This window comes from Burkholderia sp. Ac-20344 (assembly GCF_017104975.1).
GTDB lineage: Bacteria > Pseudomonadota > Gammaproteobacteria > Burkholderiales > Burkholderiaceae > Burkholderia.
In genome coordinates, this window is record NZ_JAAGPP010000209.1 from 1 (window position 1) to 11,832 (window position 11,832).

An 11,832-nucleotide genomic window follows, 5' to 3' on the forward strand; every position below is an offset into this window, starting at 1 on the left:
TCAAGTCCGCCGACAACAGCTTCTTCGCCGAATCGGTGTTGCCGAGCACGCCGTACGCGAACGCGAGGTTCTGGCGGGCCTGCCACGGCGCGGACGGCAGCCCGGCGACGTCGAGCAGCACGTTCACGCCCTCGCGTGGCCGGTTGCTCAGCACGAGCGACAGCCCGAGGTCGACGCGCAGCCCCTGCGCGTCCGGGTGCGCGCGCAGCGCCTCGCGATACACGACCTGCGCATCCGCATGACGCCCCTGCAGGTCGAGCACGGTGCCGAGCCCTTCCGCCGCGAGCGGATGGTTCGGCTGCGCGGCCAGCAGGTCGCGATAGCGCTGCGCGGCTTCGTCGAGGCGGCGCTGCCGCAACGCGACGCGCGCGAGCCCGAGCCGCGGGCCGAGCTCCGCGGGCGCCTGCCGCTGCGCTTCGTCGTAGAGGATCCGCGCGCGCTCCAGGTCGCCCGCGCGGTAGTTGACGTCGCCGAGCCCCAGGCGCGCGGCGAGCGAATCGGGATGCTTCGCGAGCACCTTCTCGTACAGCGTCGACGCGAGATCGACGTTGCCGCCGGCAAGCGCGCTGTCCGCGATGCGCAATTCGGCCTGCGGGTCGTCGCTCTTGTGCGACAGCACCGGCCGCGTCTGGATGCCCGGCGCGCCGCAGCCGCCGGCCAGCACCGGCAGCACGGCCGCGAGCGCGAACGCGCGTACGACGGATCGTGTCATCTGAATACCTCGAGCAGGCGAATCGCCGCCGGGCCCGCCGCGATCAGGCAGACCGTCGGCAGGATGAACAGCATCATCGGCAGCGTGATCTTCGGCGCAAGCTTCGCGGCCCGTTCCTCGAGCGCGACGATCTGCTCGGTGCGCTCGGTGCGCGACAGGGTGCGCAGCGCCTGCGTGATCGGCGTGCCGAACCGCTGCGACTGCGTCAGCGTCGTCGCGAGCGAACGCGCCGACGTGAAATCGACGCGCATCGCGAAATGCGCGAGCGTCGCGGACACGTCGCCGCTCAGCGTGAGCTCGTCCGCGCACACGGTCAGCTCGTCGGCGAGCGGCGGGCAGATGCGCGACAGTTCGTGCGCGACACGCCGGATGCCCGACGCGAGACTGTTGCCGGCCATCGTGCAGATCACCAGCAGGTCGAGTGCATCCGGAAAGCACGCGGCGATGATCCGCCGCCGCCGCTTGATCATCGCGCCGAGCACGTATTCCGGCACGATCACGCCGATCACGAACGCGGCGATCATCGCCAGCGCGCGGATCACGAAGTATTCGCCGAAGCGCGGAATCAGCGGGCTGAACACGATCGCGCCGCACGCGAACAGCACGCCGCAGCTCAGCTTGATCCCGATCATCGACGACACCGCGCGGCGCTCGCGAAAGCCCGCGCGCGCCAGCTGCAGGCCGAGCTTCACGCGCTGCATCGGGTCGAGCACCGGCAGCCGTTCGCCGAGCTGCGCGAGCCGGCGCGACAGGTCCACGCGCACACCGCCCGGCTGCAGCCACCCCGCCACCGGCGCCGGCGGATGCTGTCCGGCAGCCTGCCGCACGCGTGCGGCGATCCGCTGGCGGGTGCCGCCGCCGGGCGTGGCGAGCGCCACCGCGACACAGGCGAGCAACAACAGCAACTCGAGGCCGCGGGCGGCCAGTATCGACATCGTCATCGCGCGGTATCCAGTTTCGAGATCTTGCGGATCACCAGCAGGCCGACCGTCAGCAACCCGGCCGCGATCGTCAGCATCGTGTGCCCCGCCTGCGTCGTGAACAGCAGCATCACGTAGTCGCGGTTCACGAGGAACAGCGCGCCGATCATCACGAACGGCACCGCCGAAATGATGTTCGTCGTGATGCGCCCTTCGGCGGTCAGCGCGCGGGTCTTCAGGCGAATGTCGCGGCGCGTGCGGACGATGCTCGACAGCTCGTCGAGCGTTTCGCCGAGGCTGCCGCCGGTCTCGCGCTGCAGCAGCAGATAGACGGTGAAGAACGAGAAGTCCGCGATCATCAGCCGGTCCGCCGCCTGCGTCAGCACGTTCTTGAGATCCGCGCCGACGCGCAGGCTGTCGCCCATCGAGCGGAACGTCGCACGCACCGGCTCGGCCGCGCCGTCGCCGACCATGCTGATCGCTTGCGTGACCGGAATCCCCGCGCGCACGGCCCGCACGATCACGTCGATCGCGTCCGGGAACGCTTCGAGAAACCGGACCCGGAAGCGCTCCACCAGCATACGGTAGCTGGCGCGCATCGCGACCAGCGGCAACCCGGCGTAGATCAGCGGGCGCAGGAAGCCCGGCGGCCCGATCAGCTTCACCGCGACGATCGCCGCGATCGCGCCGGCGATCGTGCTCGCGACGACGATCCGCACACCGCCCTTGCCGCCGACCGCGCGCACGCGCGTCACGCGGCGCTGCAGCCACGCGCGCAGCCGGCCTTGCCGGCGCTCGAGGTTGAACAGCGCGACGCCGGGCGTGGCGGACGCGTGCCCGTCGCGCCCGGCAAGCGACGGCGACAACCGGCGCATCCGTGCGCGGATGCGCTGGGCCGGCGTGTGGCTCGCGCGATCGAACCACGACGACAGCACGAGCCCGATCGCGAGGATCATCACGAACGCGCCGGCCGCGAACAGGTCGGCGGCCCTCATTGCCGGAACACCTCGGCGAGCGCATCCTCGACGCCGTAATACGCGGCGCGCGCCGCGAATCCCGGCCGCAACGGCGAGGCCTCGAATACGCCCTTCACCGCATCGCGCGTCGTGTCACCTTCCTGGCGGAACGCGAACAGGTCCTGCGTGATGACCACCTCGCCTTCCATCCCGACGATCTCGGTGATCCGCGTCACGCGCCGCACGCCGTCGCGCATCCGCTCGATCTGCACGAACAGGTGCACGGCGCTCGCGATCTGGCGCCGGATCGACAGCAGCTGCAGGTTCGCGTTCGCCATCATGACCATGCTCTCGAGCCGGCTGATCGCATCGCGCGGCGAATTCGCGTGGATCGTCGTCATCGAGCCGTCGTGCCCGGTGTTCATCGCCTGCAGCACATCGAACGCCTCGGGGCCGCGAATCTCGCCGAGGATGATGCGGTCGGGCCGCATGCGCAGCGCGTTGCGCACGAGATCGCGCTGCGAGATCCCGCCGAGCCCCTCGGTGTTCTCCGGCCGCGTCTCGAGGCTCACGACGTGCGGCTGCAGCAACTGCAGCTCGGCCGCATCCTCGATCGTCACGATCCGTTCGTGCTGCTCGATGTGCTGCGACAGCGCGTTGAGCAGCGTCGTCTTGCCCGAGCCGGTGCCGCCCGAGATCACGATGTTCAGCCGGCACGCGCAGGCGACCTTCAGCACCTGCAGCATCGGATGCGAGATGTTGCCCTGCTGCGCCATCCGCGCGAGCGTGATGTCGCGCTTCGCGAACTTGCGGATCGAGATCGACGGGCCGCGCATCGCGATCGGCGGCAGCACGACGTTCACGCGGCTGCCGTCGGCGAGCCGCGCGTCGACCATCGGGCTGCTCTCGTCGACGCGCCGCCCCACCGCCGCCGCGATCCGCTGCGCGACGCTCGCCACGTGCGCGTCGTCGCGGAACTTCAGCGACGTGAGCTCGAGCCGGCCCGCGCGCTCGACGTAGACCTGGTCGGGCCCGTTGACGAGGATGTCGGTGACCGTGTCGTCGGCGAGCAGCGGCTCGATCGGCCCGACGCCGAACATGTCGTTCAGGATCGCATCGACGATCAGCACCTGCTCGCCGGCCGTGATCTTCAGGCGTTCGCGCTCGACCGTGTGCGCGGCCACCTGCTCGATGCCCGCACGCACTTCGTCGCGTGTCTTCATCAGCGCCGCCGACATGTTCATCGACGCGAATACCGCACTGCGGATCGCGTCGAACTTGCTCGACCGGATCAGCGCCTCGTGGGTATCGGCCGCCACGGGCGCGCGGGTGGGCATCGGCGCGGGCGCGGGCGTGTCCACCGGGGCCGAAGCCGGAGCCTGTACGGGCTCGTGCGCCACGGCGGGCGTCGCGGCCGGCACGGCGTCCGCTGGCCGCCGGTTGCGGGTACCGAACGTCACGATCCCTTCCTCCACTTGACGAACCGTGCGTACCACGGCTCGGCGACGACCATCGGTTCGCCGGTGATCCCGTTCGCGAGCTGCCGGATCTGGTCGAGGAAGCCGTTGCGCTTCGCGCCTTCGATCGGCTCGCCGAGGTTCTCGGCGACGGCGAGCGTCTGCGGCTCGTGCGGCAGTTCGTGCAGCTTCGCGCCGCCGAACGCCTCCTCGAAATCGACCGGCTCGACGCGGCCCGCGACCGGCGCGAGCGGGTTGTTCAGCACCATCGACAGCAGCCGCTCGCCGGGCAGTTCCCGCACGAAGCGCGCGAGCCGCGCGGCTTCGTACGCGGCATGCACCGAGCGGTCGACCACGAGATGGACGAGATCGGACGCCACGAGCGCGTCCTCGAGCAGCTTGCCGGCGCCGCTCCCGACGTCGAACAGCACGTAGTGGAAGCGATCCTTCAGCATGTCGACCAGGCGCGCGACGGCCTCGTCGCCCACCGGCACGTCGGCGCCGTAGGCCAGCTCCGCGGACAGGACGTGCAACCGGTCGCCCTTCGTGACGAACATGCGCTCGAACAACGCGTCGTCGGGACGCTGCCCCATGTTCAGCAACTCGATCAGCCCGTTGTTGCTGGTCAGCCCGAACATCGCGTTCGCGCCGCCGCCATGCAGGTTCAGGTCGACGTAGGCCACGCGGCGGCGCTTCTCGCCCGCCAGGAAGCGCGCGAGGTTCACCGTGATCGTAGTCGCGCCGACGCCGCCGCGTGCGCCCACGAAGCTGACGACCTTGCCGGTGCGTGCCTGGACGACCGATTCCGTCGCCGTCAGCGCACGCCGCATCAACTCGACGGTCAGCGGCTTGACGATGTAGTCCTGCACGCCGATGCCGAGCAGGTTGCGAAACAGCCCGACGTCGTTCTGCGTACCGATCGCGATGACCCGCACCGACGGGTCGCACACGTCGGCGAGCCGCATCAGGTCCGACACCGGCAGCACCGAATCCGACACGTCGATGACGAGTTGCCGCGGCGAACGCTCGTACTGCTGCAGCAGCCGGATCGCTTCGTCGCAGGTGCCCGCCTGCAGGTGGCTGCGCGTGATCGACAGCTCCTGCGTGACGCGGCGTATCACGTCCTCGCTGCCCGCATCGGATACGACCGCGACGAGATCGGCCGCTCCCGCGGATGCGGCGCGCCGGGTGTGCTGGCGATCGAGGAGGTTCATGGGCGGCATCGTAATGGCATCCGGGTGCGGTCAATGGCCGGGCGAGCCGGTCGTCTGCGTCTTGCCGGGCGTCGGCTGCTTCACGCGATCCTCGACGTAGCGGCGCACCGCGTCGGCCGCGGTCAGCGCGTCCGCGCCGCCGTACGGCACGGGCGCGACGAGATCCTCCGGCCGCGCGAGCATCGTCGCGAGATTCGTGTAGGTCGCGCAGCCGAACGGCACGCCGGGCCGCGCGAACCACGCGTCGACGAGATGCGACGGCTGCATCAGCGTCGCGCAGTCGGGCGGCACCGCGCGCGCGCCGTCGAAGCCGATCGCCCGCGCATCGGGCAGGTTGACCGGCGGCGGCGCCGACAGGCAGCCCGCGAGCACCAGCGGCAGCAGTGCGGCAACGGTCGATCGGTTTCGCATGCGCGCTCCTCCGGTTCAGTACACGAAGCCCGCGGCGCCGACGAGGCGCGGCGTGTCGCCCGACAGCAGGTCGAGCCCCAGGTTGCGCTGTACCGCGAACTCCAGGTCGCTGCTCGGCCGCGCGACGGTGTCGATCGCCTGCTCGAGCTGGCCTGGCCCGGCCGGCTGCACGATGTACGGCGTGACGATGACGACCACCTCGGTCTTGTTGTCCTGGAAGTTCTTCGACGAAAACAGCCGGCCGATGATCGGCAGCCGGCCGAGCCCCGGAATCTGCGACACGGTGTCGGCCGTCTGGCTCTGCAGCAGCCCGCCGATCGCGAAGCTCTGCCCGCTCGACAGCTCGACCGTCGTCTCGACGCGCCGCACCGTGAGCGCCGGCACCTTGATGCTGCCCGTCGTCACGCTGTTGCTCGCATCGACCTCGCTGACTTCCGGCCGCACCTTGAGGCTGATGCGGTTCTCGGCGAGCACGGTCGGCGTGAAGTCGAGCGACACGCCGAACGGCTTGTACTCGACCGTGATCACCCCCGTGTTGCCGGTCTGCGCAACCGGGACCGGAATCTCGCCGCCCGCGAGGAAGCTCGCCGTCTCGCCGGACATCGCGGTGAGATTCGGTTCCGCGAGCATCGTGATCAGGCCTTCCTGGTCGAGCGCATCGAGCACGACGTCGATCGACCAGCGCCCCGCGCGGAACCCGCCAAGCACCGAGAATGCGCCCGTCGGCGACAGGTTGAACAGGCCGTTCGTCGGATCGAACAGCGTGCGTCCGTTGAACAGCCCGCCGACGAAATTGCCGGCGGCGCCCAGCGAGCTCCAGTTGATGCCGAGCTGCTGCGTGACGTTGCGGCTCACCTCGGTCACCCGCACGCGCAGGTTCACCTGGATCGGGCGCGACAGCGTGAGCCGGTTGACGATCTTTTCCTTGTCGTGCAGGTACGGCGTGAGCGACTGCATCACGGCGTCCGCGTCGGCCGCGCCCGGCACCTTGCCCGACACCATCAGCGAGCCCGGCGCACCGGACACCGACAGCTTCAGCTGCGGAAAGCGGCTGTCGAGCACGCCCTGCAGCGACGCCGTGTCGACCTGCACGATCACCGTCTTGCGCAGGATCGGACGATGGTTCGCGCCGAGCGCGATCAACGTGGTCGTGCCCGCCTTCTTGCCGAACACGAACACGGTGCGCGGCGACGGAACCTGGATGTCCGCGATGGCCGGATCGGCAACGAACATCGCGGCCGCGGGCTCGGGCAGCGACAGCAGTTCCCCCTTGCCGGTCGCGATCGTCAGCGCCGCGCCCGCGTCCGGCGCCCGCGCGGCCTGCGCGAACGCGCTCCCGGACGCGACGCCGCAGGCCAGGCCCAGGAAAGCGATCCAACGAACCATGCGCACCATGCGTGTTCCCGTCAAATGCCGGCCGCCGGGCGGGCGGCCCGAATCGTCAATCCGTCACTGCGCCACCGCTCCCGGCGGCGGCGCAGTCGCCTCCGCCGCGACATTGGCGCCCCCCGTCGCGGCGGGCGTCGTGGGCATCGCCGGCCAGGCCGGCAACCCGGACGGCAACGGCGGCAGTCTCGGCGTGCCGATGCCGCCGCCGCGCGATCCGTCGTCGACCGACGAACCGCGATAGATCACGACCGCGTTGCTCCGCCACGCCGGCCGCGCGCCCCTATCCGGCCCGGCAGACGGCTCGCGTGCGGCCTCGCGGGCCGCGCGCGACACGTCGCCCGCCCACACGGGCTGCGTATCGGGTTCCTGCTCGTCACTGCCGGCCGGCTGCCGACGGTCGCTCGTCGCGAAACTGCGCAGCGCGAGCGACAGCGAGCCGAGGCGGGTCGCCACCAGCACGACCTGCGCGGTGCGCGGTGCGACCTCGAGCGTGACCGTGCGCGCACGGGCCGTCGCGTCCGGTGCGCTCGCGGGCGCTTTCGCGCGCTGGAATTCGGAACCGACCGCGAGCACGCGTGCGCGCCGCACCACCGTCTCGGCTTCGAACGTGCCGGGCGACGTTGCCGAGCCGCCGATCTGCTGCGTCAGCAGCACGTCGACGAAGTCGCCCGGCTGGATCAGCCCCGCGTTGCCCGACACGTCGTCGACCGGCACCGAGATCGCGCGCATGCCGGGCTGCAGCGCAGCCGCAAGAAAATCCGGCGCGCCGGCCGGAATCACGTTCTCGACGCGAATCGGTGCGCCCGCGCCGACGTGGTTGCGCAGCAGCGCGCCTTTCAGGTCAGCACCCGGCTGCGATTCGACGAACGCGCCAGCCGGCACCTGCGCGCGCGGCATGCGTTTCCACGCAAGATCGTTGTCGCGCAGCAGCAGCCCTTCCGGCAGGTCGGCGGCGGCGACCCGCACGCGCGCCTGATCCGTTTCGACGGGCACCGGCGGCGTCGACGCGGCGACATATAGTTCGCGCAGGATGAACGCACCGATGCCGGCGGCAACGACGAGCACGGCCATTCTCAGCGGTTTGGGCATGGCGGCGTGCGTCCCCCCGGCTAGGTAAGCGAAACCGTGTGTGGAAACGACGCCCAGACGGCCAGCGTGCCGCCGAGCGCGAGCGCAACGCCGTACGGCACGCCGCGAGCGGCGACGGCGCCGACCGGCGAGCCGCGCCGCGGCCGCGACGCCAGCAACGCGAGGCCGCACAGGACACCGCCCGCGCCGACACCCGTCAGCACCGGAAACGCCAGTGCCGGGCCGGCCCACAGGAATACCGCCGCCGCCAGCTTGACGTCGCCTCCCCCGATCCAGCCCGCGTGGCGCATGCCGCCGAACAGCAGCAGCATCGCCGCGCCGGTCGCGACATGGCCGGCCAGTGGCGCGAACCCGTCGCGCGCGAACGCGGCCGCGACGAAATACAGCGCCGCGAACGCCAGCACCACGCGATTGGACAGGCGCCGGTCGCGCAGATCCTGCGCGGCAAGCGAAGCCAGCAAGACCGTGGCCACCGACTGCACGAGCGTGAGCATGAGAGAGCCGTCCGTCGACACGCCCCGGCCGGATACGTTCTACCGCTGCGGATCCCGGTGTGCGTCGGTGGCGCGCGGGTTCAGGGGATCAGATCAGGCCCGTCACCTTGTTGATCAGCGCCGTGAACACGCTCGGCAAGCCGCCGCTGGTGCTGCTGAGGATCACGCCCACCGCCGCCAGCGCGACGACGACGATACCGGCCAGCACGGCGTATTCGAGCGAGCTGACGCCGCGTTCGTCACGCAGCAGGGACTTGACGTATTGCAGCATGGCAACCTCCGTGTAACGGGGCCGGTGACCGACCGTTGACGTAAAGACGCTCCGTTGCTCCGGCGGTTGCACGGGACCTTCGCCCGTCGCAATGCATGCGCGCGCCCCTGGCACAAGGTCGTTCGCATCCCCCGGAATCCTCTCGATGACTGCAACACGCGGTGTGCAACGACGACTTCGGCCATTGCGTGCCTGCATCCCTGGTACGGACTGCCCCCACACGATGCAACCGCGCTGATTCGTCTAGGGTATAGACAATTTTTCAGGCGAATTCAAATTATTTGGCGTCGGAGTGCATTTATGGATTACACCGCGCAACGATGAAAGACATACCACTCATTTGCGGTCATTTTTTCTCACGACCGGTCGAATGGTTCGCGTATCGGAACAGGCAAGGCGACTGTTGCGGCGCATGATTTACCGACCGGTAACCGAACCGTTTCCATTCGATTTACCCGCATGCCGGACCGATCCACATGCGGCGCCTCGCCACGCCCGACAGGCGTTCCCGGCAAACGTGACGGGCTCGCGTCACATTTCCCCGGCTACCGGGCCCCGTCTTTCAGACCTGATCCTGCAAACGGTCCCCACGCGCATCCATGCGCGTCGTCATCGCGATTTTTCAATCGGCGATTGCCTGATCCGGCATCCGGATTCAATCGACACGATTGGAATCCTGAATAAATGTCCTATGCATGTGAATGCGACGCTCGTTCGTATGGAACGGAACGCCCGGCGCAGCAACCCGCAAAGCGGCGATAAGCATAGTTCAAATCGTTTCTTGTCCGCCCCCGGCACGTCATCGAGAATGCGCCGACGGGCTGAGGCCCGGCCTCGCTCCCCAACGTTCCGGACCCATCGATTCATGCTTCCACTGCGTCTGCTTCGATCGCTGCTGATCGCTTCCCTCTTTGCGTTGCCGGCCGCCGCCGCGCACGCCGACAAACCCGCCACCATTCGCATCGGCGTCGCCCAGCAAGGCGCCGGCGATCCGCCGACGTTCGGCGGATCGAGCGCCGCCACCGCGCAATTGCAGCAGCTGGTCGAAAAGGAGTTCGCGGCCGACGGCATCAAGGTGCAGTGGCTGTTCTTCAAGGGCGCGGGGCCGGCCGTCAACGAGGCGATCGCCAACAACGCGCTCGACTTCGCGTACCAGGGCGACCTGCCCGCCGTGCTCGCGCGGGCGAACGGGATCAAGACGCGCCTGCTGCTCGCCGCGAGCGTGCGCTCGGGCGTCAAGATCGCGGTGCCGCCCGACTCCACCATCCGCTCGATCAAGGACCTGAAGGACCGCCGCGTGTCGATCTTTCGCGGCACGAACCTGCAGCTCGTCGCCGACAACGCGCTCGCGAAGAACGGCCTCGGCGAACGCGACCTGCGCGTGATCAATCTCGACGCCGCGAGTTCGCTCGCCGCACTCGCGTCGAAAGGCATCGACGCGTCGGTGGGCGACTACCTGTTGTACAAGCTGCGCGACGCGGGGCTCGCGAAGATCATCTACGAATCGCAGAACGACGGCCCGCAGCTCACGCGCCAGACCCACCTGCTCGTGCTCGACGATTTCGAGCGCGCGCATCCGGACATCGTGCAGCGCGTCGTCAACGCGCTCGTGAAGGGCGCGCAATGGTCGTCCGACGAAGCGAACCGCGACGCGCTGTTCAAGCTGTGGGCGAAGAGCGGCGTGCCGGTTTCGTCGTGGCAGGCCGACTATGCGAACCAGCGCCTGAAGGACCGCCTGTCGCCGCTGATCGATCCGTTCCTCGTCGCGCGCTACAAGTCCGTCGCGCAGGATGCGCTGGCGCTGAAGCTGATCCGCCAGCCGGTCGACGTCGACGGCTGGTTCGAGCCGAAGTATCTCGACAACGCGCTGCGCACGCTGAAGCTCGAAAGCTACTGGCAACGCTACGACGCGGCCGGCAAGCCCCTTTCCTGACCCGGACCCGGCCCGATGAGCGACACCGCGTTTTCCCTCCCGTCGTCCGAGCGCCACGCGCTCGCCGCGCCGCCGCACCGGGCGGCGGGCGTGAAACGGTGGTCGTGGCGGCTCGCGCCGTGGCTGCTGCCTGCGCTGCTGTTCGCGCTGTGGAGCGTCGGCAGCGCGCGCGGCTGGATCGCGCCGCAGATCCTGCCGCCGCCCGAACGCGTGTTCGACGCGCTTGCGGATCTCGCGACGAGCGGCGATCTCGTGCGCCACACGCTGATCAGCCTGCAGCGCGTGCTGGTCGGGTTCGCCGCCGGCACGCTGCTCGGTTTCGCGACCGGCGTCGCGATCGGCCTGTCGCGCACGCTCGAAGCCTACGTGCTGCCGAGCTTCAACGCGCTCGTGCAGATTCCAGTGCTCGGCTGGCTGCCGTTCCTGCTGCTGCTCGTCGGCGTCGGCGAACCGCTCAAGTACCTGCTGATCGCGCATGCGGCGCTCGTCCCCGTCACGCTGAGCACGCTGCAAGGGTTTCGCCAGACCCCGCCCGCGCTCGACGAAGTCGCGCGCGTGTTCGGCTACACGCGCCGGCAACGCATCGTGCACGTCGTGCTGCCCGCCGCGATCCCGACACTCGCCACCGGCGTGCGGCTCGCGTTCACGAAGTCGTGGCTCGCGCTCGTCGTCGTCGAGCTCGTCGCCTCGTCCGAAGGGCTCGGCTACCTGATCGTGTACGGGCGGCAACTGTTTCAGCTCGATCTCGTGATGGCGGCCGTGATCGTCGTCGGGGCGGTCGGCCTGCTGATCAACCGGCTGCTCGACGCGCTCGAAGCACGCCTGCGCCGCGGCGTGCCGTCCGCGTTCCGCGGCTGATCCGCCACCCCTGCCCGCGCCACCGAAGGAGTCCCGACCTTGACATATCCTGCTGCCGCGCCTGACGCCACCCCGCCGGCCACCACGGCCGCCCGCCGCCTGCATGCGCCCGACTGGCGCGGCTTCGT

At 69.7% G+C, this 11,832-nt stretch carries 12 protein-coding genes; 2 read left to right on the forward strand and 10 right to left on the reverse strand.

The features are described from left to right. The 10 genes from G3N64_RS35785 to G3N64_RS35830 form a co-directional block, all read right to left on the reverse strand. Positions 1 to 712 (reverse strand): tetratricopeptide repeat protein (locus G3N64_RS35785; protein ID WP_205788363.1); only part of this gene is annotated, 712 nt, incomplete at its 3' end. Further along, positions 709 to 1,653: a type II secretion system F family protein gene (locus G3N64_RS35790; protein WP_205788364.1), complete on the reverse strand. Its 945-nt coding sequence runs from the start codon at positions 1,651 to 1,653 to the stop codon at positions 709 to 711. The genes G3N64_RS35790 and G3N64_RS35785, both read right to left, overlap by 4 nt. Continuing rightward, entirely contained in the window at positions 1,650 to 2,627 is a 978-nt protein-coding gene (locus tag G3N64_RS35795) for a type II secretion system F family protein (RefSeq protein ID WP_205788365.1), read from the reverse strand. The genes G3N64_RS35790 and G3N64_RS35795 overlap by 4 nt, the downstream gene beginning before the upstream one ends. Beyond that, complete coding sequence (locus G3N64_RS35800) at positions 2,624 to 4,048, reverse strand: CpaF family protein (RefSeq protein WP_205788366.1); 1,425 nt, start codon at positions 4,046 to 4,048, stop codon at positions 2,624 to 2,626. The genes G3N64_RS35795 and G3N64_RS35800 overlap by 4 nt, the downstream gene beginning before the upstream one ends. Next, positions 4,045 to 5,268 carry an AAA family ATPase gene (locus tag G3N64_RS35805; protein WP_205788367.1) on the reverse strand — a complete coding sequence of 408 codons (1,224 nt, stop codon included), beginning with the start codon at positions 5,266 to 5,268 and terminating at the stop codon, positions 4,045 to 4,047. Before G3N64_RS35805 ends, G3N64_RS35800 begins: the two co-directional genes overlap by 4 nt. A gap of 21 nt (positions 5,269 to 5,289) precedes the next feature. Then, on the reverse strand, positions 5,290 to 5,670 hold the full coding sequence (locus tag G3N64_RS35810; RefSeq protein ID WP_205788368.1) for a CpaD family pilus assembly lipoprotein: 381 nt from the start codon (positions 5,668 to 5,670) through the stop codon (positions 5,290 to 5,292). Between the two features lie 15 nt (positions 5,671 to 5,685). Further along, positions 5,686 to 7,065 (reverse strand): type II and III secretion system protein family protein, encoded by a 1,380-nt coding sequence (locus tag G3N64_RS35815; RefSeq protein WP_205788369.1) that lies wholly within the window; start codon positions 7,063 to 7,065, stop codon positions 5,686 to 5,688. A gap of 54 nt (positions 7,066 to 7,119) precedes the next feature. Then, positions 7,120 to 8,148 (reverse strand): Flp pilus assembly protein CpaB, encoded by a 1,029-nt coding sequence (cpaB, locus tag G3N64_RS35820; RefSeq protein WP_205788370.1) that lies wholly within the window; start codon positions 8,146 to 8,148, stop codon positions 7,120 to 7,122. A 20-nt stretch (positions 8,149 to 8,168) separates the two neighbouring features. Further along, the gene (locus tag G3N64_RS35825) at positions 8,169 to 8,642 is read right to left on the reverse strand and encodes a prepilin peptidase (protein ID WP_205788371.1); all 474 of its coding nucleotides are present in this window, start codon (positions 8,640 to 8,642) and stop codon (positions 8,169 to 8,171) included. Between the two features lie 88 nt (positions 8,643 to 8,730). Beyond that, on the reverse strand, positions 8,731 to 8,913 hold the full coding sequence (locus G3N64_RS35830; protein WP_205788372.1) for a Flp family type IVb pilin: 183 nt from the start codon (positions 8,911 to 8,913) through the stop codon (positions 8,731 to 8,733). Positions 8,914 to 9,778: 865 nt separating this feature from the next. Here G3N64_RS35830 and G3N64_RS35835 point away from each other — a divergent pair. Together G3N64_RS35835 and G3N64_RS35840 are read left to right on the forward strand one after the other, a co-directional pair. Continuing rightward, positions 9,779 to 10,846, forward strand: a complete 1,068-nt coding sequence (locus G3N64_RS35835) for an ABC transporter substrate-binding protein (protein ID WP_205788373.1) — start codon at positions 9,779 to 9,781, stop codon at positions 10,844 to 10,846. Positions 10,847 to 10,861: 15 nt separating this feature from the next. Then, positions 10,862 to 11,704: an ABC transporter permease gene (locus G3N64_RS35840; protein ID WP_205788374.1), complete on the forward strand. Its 843-nt coding sequence runs from the start codon at positions 10,862 to 10,864 to the stop codon at positions 11,702 to 11,704. The last annotated feature ends 128 nt before the right edge of the window (positions 11,705 to 11,832 follow it).

Coding starts and splice junctions, on each gene's coding strand:
- G3N64_RS35840 (WP_205788374.1), top strand. CDS start 10,862: ATGAGCGACACCGCGTTTTCCCTCCCGTCGTCCGAGCGCCACGCGCTC.
- G3N64_RS35835 (WP_205788373.1), top strand. CDS start 9,779: ATGCTTCCACTGCGTCTGCTTCGATCGCTGCTGATCGCTTCCCTCTTT.
- G3N64_RS35790 (WP_205788364.1), bottom strand. CDS start 1,653: ATGACGATGTCGATACTGGCCGCCCGCGGCCTCGAGTTGCTGTTGTTG.
- G3N64_RS35805 (WP_205788367.1), bottom strand. CDS start 5,268: ATGCCGCCCATGAACCTCCTCGATCGCCAGCACACCCGGCGCGCCGCA.
- G3N64_RS35830 (WP_205788372.1), bottom strand. CDS start 8,913: ATGCTGCAATACGTCAAGTCCCTGCTGCGTGACGAACGCGGCGTCAGC.
- cpaB (WP_205788370.1), bottom strand. CDS start 8,148: ATGCCCAAACCGCTGAGAATGGCCGTGCTCGTCGTTGCCGCCGGCATC.
- G3N64_RS35795 (WP_205788365.1), bottom strand. CDS start 2,627: ATGAGGGCCGCCGACCTGTTCGCGGCCGGCGCGTTCGTGATGATCCTC.
- G3N64_RS35815 (WP_205788369.1), bottom strand. CDS start 7,065: ATGGTGCGCATGGTTCGTTGGATCGCTTTCCTGGGCCTGGCCTGCGGC.
- G3N64_RS35825 (WP_205788371.1), bottom strand. CDS start 8,642: ATGCTCACGCTCGTGCAGTCGGTGGCCACGGTCTTGCTGGCTTCGCTT.
- G3N64_RS35810 (WP_205788368.1), bottom strand. CDS start 5,670: ATGCGAAACCGATCGACCGTTGCCGCACTGCTGCCGCTGGTGCTCGCG.